The 15,081-nt window shown below is 70.7% G+C and carries 13 protein-coding genes; 2 read left to right on the top strand and 11 right to left on the bottom strand.

Going from position 1 to position 15,081, the window contains the following annotated elements; all coding sequences use genetic code 11:
• Positions 1-13: 13 nt before the first annotated feature.
• From gltX to DI269_RS00935, 3 genes are all read right to left on the bottom strand, one after another.
• Positions 14-1,480, bottom strand: a complete 1,467-nt coding sequence (gltX, locus tag DI269_RS00945) for a glutamate--tRNA ligase (RefSeq protein WP_112133283.1) — start codon at positions 1,478-1,480, stop codon at positions 14-16.
• The gene (locus DI269_RS00940; RefSeq protein WP_112133282.1) at positions 1,473-2,249 is read right to left on the bottom strand and encodes a fumarylacetoacetate hydrolase family protein; all 777 of its coding nucleotides are present in this window, start codon (positions 2,247-2,249) and stop codon (positions 1,473-1,475) included. Before DI269_RS00940 ends, gltX begins: the two co-directional genes overlap by 8 nt.
• A gap of 266 nt (positions 2,250-2,515) precedes the next feature.
• Positions 2,516-2,857 carry a hypothetical protein gene (locus DI269_RS00935; RefSeq protein ID WP_112133281.1) on the bottom strand — a complete coding sequence of 114 codons (342 nt, stop codon included), beginning with the start codon at positions 2,855-2,857 and terminating at the stop codon, positions 2,516-2,518.
• Between the two features lie 178 nt (positions 2,858-3,035).
• On the opposite strand from DI269_RS00935, the gene DI269_RS00930 reads away from it, so the two are divergent.
• On the top strand, positions 3,036-4,178 hold the full coding sequence (locus tag DI269_RS00930; protein ID WP_157974674.1) for an NHL repeat-containing protein: 1,143 nt from the start codon (positions 3,036-3,038) through the stop codon (positions 4,176-4,178).
• A gap of 148 nt (positions 4,179-4,326) precedes the next feature.
• Here DI269_RS00930 and cimA read toward each other — a convergent pair whose 3' ends face one another.
• The 7 genes from cimA to rimO all read right to left on the bottom strand — a co-directional run bounded on the left by cimA (position 4,327) and on the right by rimO (position 11,312).
• The gene (gene cimA, locus DI269_RS00925; RefSeq protein ID WP_112133301.1) at positions 4,327-5,865 is read right to left on the bottom strand and encodes a citramalate synthase; all 1,539 of its coding nucleotides are present in this window, start codon (positions 5,863-5,865) and stop codon (positions 4,327-4,329) included.
• Between the two features lie 355 nt (positions 5,866-6,220).
• Complete coding sequence (locus DI269_RS27455) at positions 6,221-6,904, bottom strand: RICIN domain-containing protein (RefSeq protein ID WP_198667018.1); 684 nt, start codon at positions 6,902-6,904, stop codon at positions 6,221-6,223.
• A 41-nt stretch (positions 6,905-6,945) separates the two neighbouring features.
• Positions 6,946-7,740 carry a phage shock envelope stress response protein PspM gene (gene pspM / locus DI269_RS00915; RefSeq protein WP_112133279.1) on the bottom strand — a complete coding sequence of 265 codons (795 nt, stop codon included), beginning with the start codon at positions 7,738-7,740 and terminating at the stop codon, positions 6,946-6,948.
• A 21-nt stretch (positions 7,741-7,761) separates the two neighbouring features.
• Positions 7,762-8,613, bottom strand: coding sequence for a PspA/IM30 family protein (locus tag DI269_RS00910; protein ID WP_112133278.1), 852 nt, complete (start codon positions 8,611-8,613; stop codon positions 7,762-7,764).
• 148 nt (positions 8,614-8,761) lie between these two features.
• On the bottom strand, positions 8,762-9,202 hold the full coding sequence (locus DI269_RS00905; protein ID WP_112133277.1) for a helix-turn-helix domain-containing protein: 441 nt from the start codon (positions 9,200-9,202) through the stop codon (positions 8,762-8,764).
• A 56-nt stretch (positions 9,203-9,258) separates the two neighbouring features.
• Entirely contained in the window at positions 9,259-9,837 is a 579-nt protein-coding gene (pgsA, locus tag DI269_RS00900; protein ID WP_198667017.1) for a CDP-diacylglycerol--glycerol-3-phosphate 3-phosphatidyltransferase, read from the bottom strand.
• A complete protein-coding gene (gene rimO, locus DI269_RS00895) occupies positions 9,834-11,312 on the bottom strand; it encodes a 30S ribosomal protein S12 methylthiotransferase RimO (RefSeq protein WP_408612250.1) in 1,479 nt (492 codons plus the stop codon). Before rimO ends, pgsA begins: the two co-directional genes overlap by 4 nt.
• Positions 11,313-11,530: 218 nt before the next feature.
• Between rimO and DI269_RS00890 the strand changes: the two genes are divergently transcribed.
• Positions 11,531-12,625 carry a hypothetical protein gene (locus tag DI269_RS00890; RefSeq protein WP_157974673.1) on the top strand — a complete coding sequence of 365 codons (1,095 nt, stop codon included), beginning with the start codon at positions 11,531-11,533 and terminating at the stop codon, positions 12,623-12,625.
• A 43-nt stretch (positions 12,626-12,668) separates the two neighbouring features.
• On the opposite strand, the gene DI269_RS00885 is transcribed toward DI269_RS00890, so the two are convergent.
• A partial coding sequence (locus tag DI269_RS00885) for an FtsK/SpoIIIE family DNA translocase (RefSeq protein WP_232822553.1) occupies positions 12,669-15,081 on the bottom strand: 2,413 nt, incomplete at its 5' end.

The raw sequence follows: 15,081 nt of genomic DNA, 5'->3' as shown, positions 1-15,081 counted from the left end.
GCGGCGCTTGGGTTTACAGCGTGGCGCGGGCGGCGCGCAGGCGCGCCAGGCTCACCTCGGCGCCGAGGAGTTCCATGGACTCGTACAGCGGCGGGGAGACGGTCTTGCCGCTGATCGCGACGCGGACCGGCCCGAACGCCTTGCGGGGCTTGAGGCCCAGCCCGTCGACGAGCGCGGCCTTGAGGGCCTCCTCGATCGCCGGGACGGTCCACTCGATGCCTTCGAGCGCCGCGATCGAGGCGTCGAGGACCTGCGCGGCGTCGTCCTTGAAGGTCTTCTTCGCGCTGTCCTCGTCGATCGCGACCTCGGTGCCGCAGAACAGGAACCGCAGCATCTCCACGGCCTGCGAGAGCGTCGTGCACCGCTCCTGGACCAGCGGCACGGCCACGTCGAGGACGTGCGCCTCAGCGGGCGTCGGGGCCTCGCCGATGAGCCCGGCCTCGCGCAGGCGCGGCAGCAGCAGGCGGGTGAGTTCGGCGGTGTCGGTCATGCGGAAGTGGTCGCCGCAGATCGAGTCGAACTTCTTCTCGTCGAACCGCGCCGGGTTCGACTTGACGTCGTGCAGGTCGAACGCCGACAGGAACTCGGCCACCGTGAACGTGTCGCGGTCGCCCGAGATCGACCAGCCGAGCGTCGCCACGTAGTTCAGGACGCCCTCGGGCAGGTACCCGGCCTCCTTGTACTGCAGCAGGTTCGACCGCGGGTCGCGCTTGGACATCTTCTTGCCGCGCTCGTCCACGATCAGCGGCAGGTGCGCGTACTCCGGCACGCCGTCGGCCAGGCCCAGCTCGACCAACGCCCGCCACAGCACGATCTGCCGCGGCGTCGAGGGCAGCAGGTCCTCGCCGCGCGTGACCATGTTGACCTTCATGAGCGCGTCGTCGACCGGGTTCGTCAGCGTGTACAGCGGCGAGCCGTCGCCGCGCGCGATCACGTAGTCGGGAACCGTGCCCGCGGGCGTGCGGACCTCGCCGCGCACCGCGTCCTCGAACACGATGTCCTCGTTCGGCATCCGCATGCGCAGCACCGGCTTGCGGCCCTCCGCGCGGTAGGCCGACTTCTGCTCCTCGGTGAGGTCGCGGTCGAAGTTGTCGTAGCCGAGCTTCGGGTCCCGCCCGGCGGCCTTGTGGCGGGCCTCGACCTCTTCATTGGTCGAGAACGCCTCGTAGGCGTGACCGCCGTCGACGAGCCGCTTGATCACGTCGGCGTACACGTCGAGGCGCTGCGACTGCCGGTAGGGCGCGTACGGCCCGCCGATGTCGGGGCCCTCGTCCCAGGTCATGCCCAGCCACGAGAGCGCGTCGAGGAGCTGCGCGTACGACTCCTCGGAGTCGCGGGCCGCGTCGGTGTCCTCGATGCGGAACACGAACTCGCCGCCCTTGGCGCGGGCGTAGCCCCACGAGAACAGGCAGGTGCGCACCAGGCCCACGTGCGGGGTCCCGGTCGGGCTGGGGCAGAAGCGGGTGCGGACGTTACTCACTGGCGATCACCTTGTTGGTCAGCGTGCCGATGCCGGCGACGGAAACGGAGACGGTCTCGCCGGCCTGGAGCGGCCCCACGCCCGCGGGCGTCCCGGTGAGCACCACGTCGCCGGGGATCAGCGTCATGATCTGCGAGACGTACGCGACGAGCGTGGCCGGGTCGAACACCATGTCCTTGGTGGTGCCGAGCTGGCGGACCTCGCCGTTGACCTCGCAGCGGACCTCCGCGTCGGCGACCTCGGCATCGGTCTCGATCCAGGGCCCCAGCGGGCAGAACGAGTCGAAGCCCTTGGCGCGCGTGAACTGCACGTCCTGGCGCTGGAGGTCGCGGGCGGTCACGTCGTTCGCGGCCGTGTAGCCGTAGATCGCGGACTTGGCGCCCTCGCGGTCGAGGTTGCGCGCCCCGTGCAGGCCGATGACCACCGCGAGCTCGGCCTCGTGCTCGACCTGGTCGGAGACGGCCGGGATGCGGATGGCCTCGCCGGGGCCGATGACCGAGGTCGAGGGCTTGAGGAAGATCAAGGGCTCCTTGGGGACCTCGTTGCCCAGCTCGGCGGCGTGGTCGGCGTAGTTGCGGCCGACGCAGACCACCTTGGACGGCAGGATCGGGGCGAGCAGCCGCACGTCGTCGAGCGACCAGCGCTGGCCGGTGAGCTTGATCTGCGCGAACGGGTGCCCCTCGATCTCGGCGGCGGTGGCCCCGGGCCCCTCCCCTTCGAGGACTGCGAACGACATGCCGGTGGGGTGAGCGATCCGCGCGATCCGCACAGTCGGCCCCTCTCTAAGACTGGATCGGAAGCTTGCGGCCTCAGCTTAGTTCGCGGGGCGGGGCGGGGCACGGCGCTACCGCGCGCCGCACCAGGCGGTCACGCCAGGCCCCGGCAGGCGGGGCCAGGCGAGGCGGAATCCGAGTCCGTTTGTTCGCTCGCAAGGCGGAAGGCCCTCCAGATACCGGTGTTGTATCTGGAGGGCCGACAACGCAGCGAGCGGGCAAACGGGCCGGATACCGACCGGCTGGGCCCGCCTGCCGGGACCTAGCGCAGGAGCCAGAACAGGGCCGCGAGGACGACGGTGCCGACGAGGGCGCCGACGACGATGCCCATGCCCATGCGGCGGACGCGGCCGAACATGCCGACGAAGAACCCGAGGACGAACGTGAGCGGCGTCGCCACCAGCAGCGACAGGGCGGTCGCACCCAGGCGCACCCGCAGGGTCTCGCCGAGGCCGCCGACGAGCACGAAGCCGAGGGCGAAGGCGAGGACCACGAGGATCACCAGGCCGAGGAAGAACCCGGCTCCGAACCGGCGGCGTCCGTACACGGCCGAGTCCGCGGCCTGTGCAGCCGCGCGGGCGCGATCGGTCTTGTAGGAAGTCACACCTCAACTGTAGTACGGCGGGGCAAAGGACGCGGTGACCGCATTCGCCCGCCGCGGCGCGGACGCGGGCGCCGTCTCGTGTGGAGGTCACCCGTGCGCGGGACCTGTGCGCCCGCTCATGGCTGACGCGCCGTCCCGAATCCCCGGCGGGGCTCCCGATGCGTGCAACACTGCCGGAATGCGCCGTTTGATCACACTCTCCGCATTGTTCGCGGCCCTCCTGTTCGTCCAGGCTCCGGCCGGGGCCATCGATTCGAGCCTGCCGCAGGCGACCGCCTCGTTCAACGACCAGGTCGTCAAGGTGGCCTACAACGGCGACACCGTCTACTCCGGGGGCCTGTTCACCAGGGCCAAGCAGACCGACGGGACGTTCGTCGGCCGCACCTACCTGGCGGCGGTGAACTCGCGCACAGGCGCGCTGCTGCCGTTCGCGCCGGTCCTGAACGGGACCGTCCACGAGCTCAAGACCGGCGGCGGCTACCTGTACGTCGCCGGGAAGTTCACCGAGGTCGACGGGGTCGCCATGCCGCGCCTCGCCCGGTTCAACCTGGGCACCGGGAAGCTCGACACCGAGTGGCGGCCGAAGCCGAGCGCCACCGTCTACTCCGTCGAACCGGTCGGGACCACCGTCTACCTCGGAGGGACCTTCACCACGGTCGGCGGCCACGCGCAGCCGCGCCTCGCCGCCGTCAGCGCCGCCACCGGCGCGCCGATCACGACGTTCGCGCCGGACGTGTCCGAAGGCGGGGTCCGCGACCTCCAGGCCGGGCACGGCCGCCTGTACGTCGCCGGCGTGTTCTCCATGATCGGCGGTGACAAGAAGTACGGGAAGCTCGGCGCCGTCAACCCGGCAACGGGCGCGGTCGACACCGGCTTCCAGTCCAAGGTGTACGTCCTCACCCGCGAGGTCGTCGTCGCCGGCGACCGCGTGTACGCGGCCCTCGACGGGCGCGGCGGCGAGATCCGGGCGTTCACCACCACCGGCGAGACGCTCTGGTACCAGGCCGTCGACGGCGGCATGCAGACCGTCGAGGTGTGGGGCAACTCCGTCATCGGCGGCGGCCACTTCGACAACGCGTGCAACACCAACCACGCCGGGCCGCTCGGCCAGTGCGTCGACGGCGTCAAGGCCCAGCGCGGCAAGCTCCTCGCGGTGGACCTGAACGGGAACCTGCTGCCGTGGAACCCGGGCGCCAACGGCGTCGTCGGCGCGTGGGACGCGACCGCGCACCCGTCCGGCGCGAACCTGAGCGTCGGCGGCTCGTTCACCACCTTCGGGGGCGGCACGATGGAGCAGAAGCGCCTCGCCGTCTTCGACTGACGTTCAAGCACGTGAAAGGGGTCCGATCAGATGATCGGACCCCTTTTCCCTTACCCTCCCGCACGATCGGCGCGGGCCGGATGGGGGCCGTGGTCTCGTGGACCGGCCCCGGTCTCGGGTTCGCTCGTGGCGAAGTCGGAATCGAGAATCAGCGGCGGTTCAACCCGTACGCGAGGCCGTCGGCCAGCGCGTTCCAGGAGGCCTCGATGAGGTTGGGGGCCACGCCGACCGTGGTCCACTCGGCCTCGCCGTCGCTCATCGAGATGAGGACCCGGGTGACGGCGTCGGTGCCGGTGGAGCCGGCGAGGATGCGGACCTTGAAGTCCGAGAGCGTGAGCTCGGCCAGGCGCGGGTGGCGGGCGGCGAGTGCCGAGCGCAGGGCCGCGTCGAGGGCGTTGACCGGGCCGTTCCCCTGGGCGGTGGAGATGACGCGTTCACCGTCGACGTCGACGCGGACGGTGGCCTCGGCGACCGTGGTGCCGTTGGGGTCGTGGTCGACGATGACGCGGTAGGTGTCGAGGGCGAAGGGCCGGGGCAGGCCGCCTTCGACCTCGTCGCGCACGAGCAGCTCGAAGGACGCGTCGGCGGCCTCGAAGGACCAGCCCTTGGATTCGAGCTCCTTGACGCGCTTGGTGATGCGATCAAGACTGGCCCGATCGTCGGAGAGGTCGATGCCCAGTTCGCGGCCCTTGAGCTCGACGGAGGCGCGGCCGGCCATCTCGGTGACGAGGATGCGCATGTCGTTGCCGACGACGACGGGGTCGACGTGGTTGTACAGGGCCGGGTCGGCCTTGATGGCGGAGGCGTGGATGCCGGCCTTGTGGGCGAACGCGGCGTGCCCGGTGTACGGGGCGTGCTCGTCGGGGGTCATGTTCGCGATCTCGGCGATGGCGTGGGAGACGCGGGTGAGCTTCTCCAGGCCGCCGTCGGGGAGGACCTTGCGGCCGAGCTTGGTCTCCAGGTTCGCGATGACGGTGAAGAGGTTCGCGTTGCCGGGGCGCTCGCCGTAGCCGTTGGCGGTGCCCTGGACGTGCATGGCGCCGGCCTCGACGGCGGCGACGGTGTTCGCGACGGCGCAGCCAGTGTCGTTCTGGGCGTGCATGCCGAGGCGGATGCGCTCGGGCGGGAGGTCGGCGGCGAGGCGCGCGCGCAGGTCGGTGAACGCGGCGGTGATGTCGGAGGGGATGGAGCCGCCGTTGGTGTCGCACAGGACGACCGCTTCGGCGCCGGCGTCGAGGGCGGTCTTGACGACCAGGGACGCGTACACCGGGTCGTTGCGGTAGCCGTCGAAGAAGTGCTCGCAGTCGATGAAGACCTGGCGGTCGTGCTCGCGCCCGGTGCGGACGGAGTCGGTGATCATGGCGAGGTTCTCTTCGGGGGTGGTGCGCAGGGCCTGCTCGACGTGCCGCATGTCGGACTTGGCGACCAGGCACAGGACGGGGGCGCGGGAGTCGAGGAGGGCCTGGAAGCCGGGGTCCTCGGCGGCGGTGGAGTCGGCCCGCCGGGTCATGCCGAAGGCGACGAGCTTGGCGTGCTTGAAGTTCAGTTCGTCCGCCGCGCGGGCGAAGAATTCGGTGTCCGAGGGGATCGCGCCGGGCCAGCCGCCCTCGATGTAGTCGACGCCGAGCTCGTCGAGGAGTTCGGCCACCGCGAGCTTGTCGGCGACGGAGTAGCGGAGGCCCTCCATCTGCGCGCCGTCGCGGAGCGTGGTGTCGAAGACGTGGAAGTCCCCGGCACCGGTAGCTGTTGCGGAGTCTGCTTGCGTCACTTGGTGCTCCAAGTTCTCTTTGCCGATGGGTCCCGTACTGCGCGTCGGACCTGAACGTTCGTTTGCCCTGAACGAAAAAGACCCCCTGCGGGCGCAGGAGGTCTGGCGTTCGGCGATGGCATCTATTGCCTCGCGGAACGCCCGCAGCTAATCATGAGCTGGAAAGTCACGAATCGAAGTATGCCACCGGCCGCAGGGCCGAACCAGCATTTCCCGCATCGTGGGATTCACTGTGTCGCGTGCGCGCTGCGTCGCGAACCGGTGGCGCAATGCGCTACCAGTGCCCGCGCAGGGCCCGGCGGCGCTGGTGCCGCAGGACGAGCGCGGCGCCGCCGGCGAGGGCGACGGCTCCGGCGGCGCCGAGAGCGCCGAGGGCGGTGCCGGTGGTGGGCAGCTGCGGCTGGGGCGGCGGGCTCGTGGACTCGCTCGGGGTGGGGCTCGGCGACTCGGGCGGCGGGGTCGCGAACAGCCACTCCTGGAAGTGGCGGCTCTGGTCGGACTCGGGGTCGACGGCGAGGATCGGGGCGCCCTCGACGGCGGAGGCGTCGTCGGCGAGGCCGAGGAAGTAGCCGTCGGCGGTGGTGAACCGGAAGTCCTGCTGCGCGGGCGCGTCGTTGTAGACGGTGGTCCAGGCGAGGGCGTCGGCGCAGTCGGCGAGGACGACCGGGACGGTCTCCTCGCCGCCGGAGGTGTCGGCGGTGAGGCACTGGCCGGAAGAGTCCTGGACGATCTGGTATTCGCCGAGGTCCTGCATCGCCTCGACGGGGCGGAGGGTCCACAGGTCGAAGTCGGCGCTGAGGACGGCGGCGCCGCCCTGGACGGCGAGCGGAATGTCCTCGTGCTCTTTGAGGAAGAGCTTGGCGGGGTCCTCGGGGAGGGTCTGCGCGCGGGCGGGCGCGGGCCAGGCGACGAGGGCGACGGCGGTGATCGCACAGATGCGAAGAATAAGGGCTTTCACCCTCAGATTAGACCAAATGAGGGGTTTTCAGCTTCGCGGCGTCAGACGCCGCGCTGGGGCCCGATGCGGCCGCGGATCTCGCTCGCCGCGTCCCCGGCCGCGCGCAGGCGGTCGGCGGCGTCGGTGAGCATGTCGAGCGTCTCGTCGGCGCGGTGGGCCGACAGCTCGTGCTGGAGCCCGAGCGAACCGGCCAGGCACTCCCCCGCCGCGGACACCATGTCCTCGTAGGCGGTCACGCCCGCGTCGAGGCGCTCGACCATCCGGTCGAGCCCGTCCTGGAGGCCCGAGCGCTTCATCGACGGCGAGACGCCCATGGCCTGCTCGACGTCCCTGACGCTGAGCGCGAGCTGGTAGAGCTCGCGCCCGGCCGTCCCGGCCCCGGCGAGGATCGCCACGGCCTCCGCGTTCCCCTTGAGGCGGTCGGCCATCCGCTCGGCCGCGATCGAGGCCTGCTCCAGGCGCTCGTAGGGGCCGAGGGCCCGGCTGTGCTTGAACTGGTTGCGAATGCGCCCGCGCTGGATCGCCTGCGCCGCTTCGCCGAAGAGGCCCTGGGCCTCCCGGGTCAGCTTCGCGGGGCTGTGCAGTTCGAGCGAGGCCCGCTCCTCGGCCGGCAGCGCCCGGGCGAGGCGGCGGTAGTCGAGCCAGCGGACCACCGCCATCGCCGTGGAGAAGCCGGCGATCGTGGCCCACACGCCGTCGGCGGCGCCGAGGCCCGCGTACGGGATGAAGAACGCGGTCCCGGCGACCGAGGCCCCGGCGGTCGTGGTCCAGCCCTTGGCGGAGGCGAGCCGGGACCGCAGGCGCTTGAACGCGCGCTTGCGGTCCTTGGCGTCCACGGGGTTCCTTAGAGGTCGGTCTTAGCTGTTGGTCTTGTCCGCTTCCGCGGTGCCGTCGTCGAGGGACGCGCGGATGTCGGCGAGGCGGGCGTTCGTGACCGACTCCTTGGACTCGATCTGGGCCTTCTCGCGGTTGCCCGCGGAGAGCTGGTCGCCTTCGAGGGAGGCGCGGATCTGCTCCAGGCGGGAGACGCCGGCCATGTCGCGGGTCGCGCGGTTGACTTCGAGGAGGCGGCCCTCGACCGAGTTCGAGGCGAGCTCGGCGCGGCCCATCGCGGAGGCGTAGCGGCCCTCGATCTTGTCGCGGATCTCGTCGAAGTTCGGGACGTTGCCGGGGGCGGCCGTCTGCGACATCGACTCCAGGGACGAGGCGATCGTCTCCTGCATCTTCGCCTGCTCCAGCTGGCCGAGGAGCTTGGTGCGCTCCTGGAGCTTCTGCTGGAGGATCATCTGGTTGTTCTCGACGGCCTTCTTGGCCTGGTCGGCGGCGGTGAGCGCCTGGTCGTGCATCACCTTCATGTCCTCAAGGGACTGTTCAGTGGAGACCAGCTGGCCGGCGAGGATCTCGGCGGTGGACTCGAACTGCTGCGCCTTCGCCTCGTCGCCGTCGGCGCGGGCCTTGTCGGCCAGCACGAGCGCCTGGCGCGCCTGCGCCTGGAGACGCTCCACTTCGGCCATCGAGCGGTTGAGCTTCATCTCCAGCTGGCGCTGGTTCCCGATCACCGAGGCCGCCTGCCCCACCAGCGCCTGGTGCTGCTTCTGCGCCTCCTCGATCGCCTGCTGGATCTGGATCTTGGGGTCGGCGTACTCGTCGATCTTCGCACCGAAGAGCGCCATCATGTATTTCCAGCCCTTGACGAACGGATTGGCCATTATCGGGGTCCTTCCGGTGCTCACTTGGCGCAGCTGCGAGCCATAAATTTGCGATGCAACGCCGACTTGCCTCTAGTGTCGGACATCGGCGCCACTCATGCGGGACAGGGGTGACGCCTCAATCGCAAAACTACATCATCGGGCGCGGTCAGGCTGCCGCGCGGACCACCGAATCGGTCACTTCGCCACGGCGGTGGCGAGAACGGACCTGCGCGATCGTCGGGGACGGCTGCGGCGCGTAGCGGCGGCGGCGCGACTCCTCGGCCGCGGCCTGCTCGCGCGGCAGGGGCAGCACCGCGACCTGGCGGCCCTGCGGGTCCTGCACCTCGCGTCCCGGAGGCGCGGCTTCGCCGCGTTCATGCTGGGCCACTTCGCGGGAGACCTCGGCGAGCACCTCGGACAGGCGCACCTGGAGCGCCCCGCACACGGAGGCCAGCAGCTCGCTCGACGGCTCCTTGTGGCCGCGCTCGATCTCCGAGAGGTAGCCGAGGCTGACGTTGGCCTGCTTCGACACGTCCCGCAGCGTCCGCTTCTGCGCGCGGCGGCGGCGCCGCAGGGTCTCTCCCAGCAGTTCCCTCAACAACACCATAGGGTTCTCCTCCACGCCGCCGATCGCTCCTGTGAGCCTAAACGGGTCATGCAAGCCTAGCTCGTCCGGTTCGGCTCGCTCTCCCTTGATTTGAATGCTTTCCAGAGGTAATCCATTCCCGTCAGCACCGTGAGGATCAGCGCGGCGTACATCAGCCACGGCCCGACCGCGTCGAACGGCTCCATCCACGGGAACAGCATCCACGACACCGCGGTGATCTGGAGGACGGTCTTCAGCTTCCCGCCGCGGTCGGCCGCGACGACCACGCGGCGCGCGATCGTCATGCGCCAGACCGTGATCCCGAGTTCGCGCACCAGGATCACGATCGTGACCCACCAGGCGAGGTCGCCGTAGTAGCTGAGCAGGACCAGGGCGGTGCCGATGAGCGCCTTGTCGGCGATCGGGTCGGCGAGCTTGCCGAAATCGGTCACCAGGCCGCGCGAGCGCGCGAGCCAGCCGTCCACGAAGTCGGTCGCCGAGATGAAGACGAACAGCACGCAGGCGGCGACCCGCCAGCCCGTGTGCTCCATCCCCGAGAGGACCACGAACACGGCGAACACCGGCACCAGGAAGATCCGGGCCACGGTCACCACGTTCGCGATGTTCCACGGCGAGACCGGCTGGTCGGTGGTCACCAGGCCTCCTCGACGATCTCGGCGACCAGGTCGACGCCGTGCGAGTCGACGACCTTCGCCGTGACGAAGTCGCCCGGCTCCAGGCCGTCGACCTCGCCGACGAGCGCGACGGTGCCGTCGACCTCGGGGGCCTGGTGGGCGCCGCGGCCGTCCACGCCGTCGTCCTCGACGGACTCGACCAGGACGGTCATGGTCTCGCCGACGCGCTCGGCGGCGCGCTGGGAGACGAGCTCGTCGACGAGCATCGCAACGCGGGTGTGGCGGTCCTGGACCTCGTCCTCGTCGACGTGGCCGTCGAGGCCGACGGCCTCGGTGCCGTCCTCGTCGGAGTAGGCGAACACGCCGGTGGAGTCGAGGCGGGCCTCTTCGAGGAAGCCCATGAGCTCCTCGACGTCCTCTTCGGTCTCGCCGGGGAAGCCGACGATGACGTTGGTGCGGGCCCCGGCGAGCGGGGCGACGTCGCGGATCTGCTTGAGCAGCGCCAGGAAGTTCTCGGTGGAGCCGAAGCGGCGCATGCGGCGCAGGACCTTCGCCGAGGAGTGCTGGAAGGACAGGTCGAAGTACGGGACGACCTTGTCGGTGCGGTGCATCGCCTCGATCAGGCTCGGGCGCAGCTCGGCGGGCTGGAGGTACGACAGGCGGATCCACTCGATGCCGTCGATCGCGGCCATGCCTTCGAGCAGGTGCTCCAGGGCCTGGTTGTCGGGGAGGTCCTTGCCGTAGGAGGTGGTGTTCTCCGAGACGAGGTTGAGCTCCTTGACGCCCTCGGAGGCGAGCCACGCGGCCTCGGCGAGGATCTCCTCAGGGGTGCGGGAGACGAACGAGCCGCGGAAGGACGGGATCGCGCAGAACGTGCAGCGCCGGTCGCAGCCGGAGGCGAGCTTGAGGTTCGCCACGGGGCCGCTGGTGAGGCGCTTGCGGACCACCGACAGGTGCTGCGGGGCGCCGACTTCGAGGGCGGTCCCGTCGGCCTGGGCGGCGCGCGAGTGGCCGGGGACGACCGCGGCGGCGCTCTGGCGCGCGGCCGGGGCCAGCGGCAGGAGCTTGCGGCGGTCGGACGGCTGGTGGGACTCGACCGAGCGCCCGGCGAGGATGTCGTCGAGGCGGGCGGCCATGTCCGGGTAGTGGTCGAAGCCGAGGACCGCGTCGGCCTCGGGGAGGCTCTCGGCGAGTTCGCGGCCGTAGCGCTCGGCCATGCACCCGGTCGCGACGACCTTGGCGCCGGTGCCGGAGGCTTCGAGGAGGACGTCGATGGACTCGGTCTTGGCCTGCTCGATGAAGCCGCAGGTGTTGACCATGACCACGTCGGCGTTCTCGCCGTCGTCGCTGATCCGCCAGCCGCCGGCGGCCAGGCGGGCGGCCAGCTCCTCGGAGTCGGTCTCGTTGCGGGCGCAGCCGAGCGTCAGGAGGGCGACGGTCTTGGAGTCGCGGGTCTCCGAGTCCTGGGATCGGGTCGAATGAGCTGATGACACCAGGAAAGCGTACCCAGGGGCGGGGGGTGAACGCCCGGGGCGGCGGGCAGGGTCACGGTCGCCCGGGCGGTAGAGTGGCGCACTTTACTCCCGGGCCGACTCGGTCTGGTCACGGACGGTATGCGCCGAATGCGGCCCGGACGATTCGGGTCAATCCCGGCCCGGTGCGCTGGGGCAACATCGGTTCACCGCCCGTTGCGGGAGTGGCTTAGGCTTGTTCCATGTCCCCCAAAGGCATCGCCCCCGCCGACAGGAACCCCAGGAACAGCGCCCGCAGGGCCGCGTGCGCGCTCTTCGCCGCGGCGGCCGCGCTGAGCGCCGCCGCGTGCGGCGAAGTGCCGGTCGGCACGGTCAACACCCCCGCGGGATACACCGTTTCGAGTGACGACGTGCCCGTGTCGATCTGCCCGAGCGAGGGCGAGCACCGCTTCGAGGGCGACGCGGGCCTGCTGCGCGGCGCGCACTTCGCGCTCCGCGTCGAGTGCCTGGCGTCCTTCGACGAGGTCCCCGAGGGCTTCCAGCTGGAGTACCTGCTCAAAGAGGGGTACAAGCTGCTGCCGCCGCCGGAGGGCTACGAGTTCACGGTGGTGCAGTTCGCGCCCGAGCCGGGCGTGGAGGCGCCGTACGCCGTCGACGACCTCACCGAGCTGACCGGGAAGCTCGTCATCGGCGACCAGGAGTGGGACTTCGCGGGCGAGTCGCCCCAGCCGGGGGCCGCGTACTTCGCGGTCGTCGAGAAGGACGCCCCGGTGACGCTGGAGATCACCGACGCCGAGCGGGTCCAGACGCTGGACCTGCGCGGACGCACCCGCAGCGGCCTCATCGAGGCCCTGTACAACGGCTCGACCGACACCGTCACGACCGACGTCGTGGAGAACTCCGTCGACGGCTACACCACCAGCGGCAGCTACGAGTACTGGTTCGACGACTGGCAGTACTCCACCGACTTCACGCTCACCCGCGAGGTCTACCAGCCCGGCGAGGGCTGGGTGGCCAAGACCGACGCGGCCGTGCTCTCCGTCAGCTTCGGGTGGCTCCAGTCCGGCTCGGGCCTGGAGTGGAACATCGACCCCGAGGAGGTCCTGAAGATCTCCGACGCGAACGGCGAGCTCGCGGCGACCTCCGTCGAGCACACCGACGAGGAGTGGGGCGACGGGATCTGGCGCACCTACTACCTCGAATACGGCGTCCCGGCCGACAGCCTCGTGTTCACGCTGAAGTTCCACCCCGACGGGCCGGTCGACTGGCCCGAGGAGGGCATCTCGATGCCGATCAGCGGCGACGAGACGCACGAGCTGACCGCCAGCTTCGAATAGGCGCAACGCGAAAGGGCCGGTCCAGGTGGACCGGCCCTGCTTGCTACTCCCCGTGGAGCGAGGCGATGACGCCGTCGAGCTCGTCCGGTTTGACGAGCACGTCGCGGGCCTTCGTGCCCTCCGAGGGGCCGACGACGCCGCGGGTCTCCATGAGGTCCATGAGCCGCCCGGCCTTCGCGAAGCCGACGCGGAGCTTGCGCTGGAGCATCGAGGTCGAACCGAACTGGGTGGTCACGACCTGCTCGATCGCCTGGATGAGCAGTTCCAGGTCGTCGCCGATGTCCGGGTCGATCTCGCGGGTCGAACCGGGGGTCGCGGTGACCTCCTCGATGTACTGGGCGTCCATCTGCGACTTCGCGTGCTCCACGGCCGCCTCGATCTCCTTGTCGGAGACGAACGCGCCCTGGATGCGCTCGGGCTTGGAGGCGCCCATCGGCAGGAACAGGCCGTCGCCGCGGCCCACGAGCTTCTCGGCGCCGGGCTGGTCGAGGATGACCCGCGAGTCGGCGAGCGAGGAGGTCGAGAACGCCAGGCGCGAGGGCACGTTCGCCTTGATGAGGCCGGTGACGACGTCCACGGAGGGCCGCTGCGTGGCGAGCACCAGGTGGATGCCGGCGGCGCGCGCGAGCTGCGTGATGCGCACGACCGAGTCCTCCACGTCGCGGGCGGCGACCATCATCAGGTCGGCCAGCTCGTCGACGATGACCAGCAGGTACGGGTGCGGCCGGAACTCGCGGCCCGAAGCCGGGTGAACCTTGGCCTCGCCGGCGCGGACCTTGCGGTTGAAGTCGTCGACGTGCCGGACCCCGGCCGCGGCGAGGTCCTCGTAGCGCATGTCCATCTCCTTGACGACCCACTGGAGGGCGTCGGAGGCCTTCTTCGGGTTCGTCACGATCGGGTGGACCAGGTGCGGAATGCCCTCGTAGTTCGACAGCTCGACGCGCTTGGGGTCGATGAGGAGGATGCGCACCTGCTCGGGGGTGGCGCGCATCAGCGTCGACACCAGCAGCGAGTTGATACACGAGCTCTTACCGCTGCCGGTGGCTCCAGCGATCAACATGTGCGGGGTCTTCACCAGGTTCGTGAGCACGTAGCCGCCCTCGACGTCCTTGCCCAGGCCCACGATCATCGGGTGCGCGTCGGCGAGGGCGTTCGCCGACCGCAGCACGTCGCCGAGCGCGACGTCGTCGCGGTCGGTGTTCGGGATCTCCACGCCCACAGCCGACTTGCCGGGGATCGGGTTGATGATCCGCACGTCGGCGCTCTTGACGGCGTACGCGATGTTCTTGGACAGCTGGATGATCCGCTCGACCTTGACGCCCGGACCGAGCTCCACTTCGTACCGCGTGACCGTGGGGCCGCGCGTGAAGCCGGTGACGGCCGCGTCCACGTTGAACTGTGCGAAGACCTCCTGGAGCGCCGCGATGACGACCTCGTTGGCCTTCGAGCGCTTCTTGGCGGCCGGGCCGGTCGGCAGGATGTCCATCGACGGGAGCCGGTAGTCGCCGTCCGAGGCGCCGTCCGACAGGGTCGGCTGCTCGGTCTTCTTCGGCGGCGGCGAGTGCTTCGGCGGCTCGCGCACCGGCTCGGGCTCGGGGATCGGCGCCGAGGTGCGCCGCGGCGCGGGCGCCTCCTCGGAGCCGAGGTCGGGCACTTCTTCAGGAGCGAGGCGCGGCAGCACCGTCGTGGGGCGGTGAACCCGTCGAGCCTCTTCCTCCTTGAGGCGCTTGGCTTCCCGACTCTCAGCGCGGGTCATCCGCGGCGCGGACTCCTCGCCTTCGTCCTCGTCCTCGTAGTCCTCGACCTTGCCGGTCGCCAGGCCCCACAGGTGCGCGAGCTTCGTCGGCACCTGGTTGAGCGGCGTCGCCGTCACGACCAGGACCCCGAACAGCAGGAGCAGCACCAGGAGCGGGAACGCCACGTACGCCGAGACGGCCAGCGCGAGCCCGCCGCCGACGAGCCAGCCGATCTGGCCGCCCGCGACCATGCGCTCGCCCATGTCGGCGGGCAGGCCCGAGATGAGGTGCAGCAGACCGAGGCTGGAGAGCCAGATCGCGGTCCAGCCGACCATCGAGCGGCCGTGCGCGCCTTCGGGCGGCATCTGGCGCATGACGCGGATGCCCCACAGCACCAGCAGGACCGGGAGCGCGCGGGTGGCGAGGCCCAGGAGCCAGTCGAGGATGAACGCGAAGCGCTCGCCGACGGGGCCGGCGACGTCGAACCAGACGGCGCAGGCGAGGACGATCGCGGCGGCGACGAGCAGCAGCCCGAGGCCGTCCCGGCGGTGCGCAGGGTCGATCTCGCGGGCCGTCGCGGCCTCCTTGCCGACCGAGCGGGCCATCCAGCCGGTGGTGCGGGCGGTGCCGATCCACAGGCCGCGCAGGCCCATGCCGAGCGCGTCGAGCGGCCCGGGGATCGCGTCGGCGCGGCTGCGCTTCTTCGCGGCGGTCTTCTTG

Origin of the sequence: Glycomyces dulcitolivorans (assembly GCF_003265355.1) — a bacterium.
Lineage (GTDB): Bacteria > Actinomycetota > Actinomycetes > Mycobacteriales > Micromonosporaceae > Glycomyces > Glycomyces dulcitolivorans.
This window is presented reverse-complemented; position numbering and strand designations above follow the sequence as displayed.

Bases quoted from the DNA above. Each gene is read 5' to 3' on its own strand.
- DI269_RS00910 (WP_112133278.1), bottom strand. From the start codon at position 8,613: ATGGCCAATCCGTTCGTCAAGGGCTGGAAATACATGATGGCGCTCTTC.
- DI269_RS00890 (WP_157974673.1), top strand. From the start codon at position 11,531: ATGTCCCCCAAAGGCATCGCCCCCGCCGACAGGAACCCCAGGAACAGC.
- cimA (WP_112133301.1), bottom strand. From the start codon at position 5,865: ATGGAGGGCCTCCGCTACTCCGTCGCCGACAAGCTCGCGGTGGCCGAA.
- DI269_RS00905 (WP_112133277.1), bottom strand. From the start codon at position 9,202: ATGGTGTTGTTGAGGGAACTGCTGGGAGAGACCCTGCGGCGCCGCCGC.
- DI269_RS00930 (WP_157974674.1), top strand. From the start codon at position 3,036: ATGCGCCGTTTGATCACACTCTCCGCATTGTTCGCGGCCCTCCTGTTC.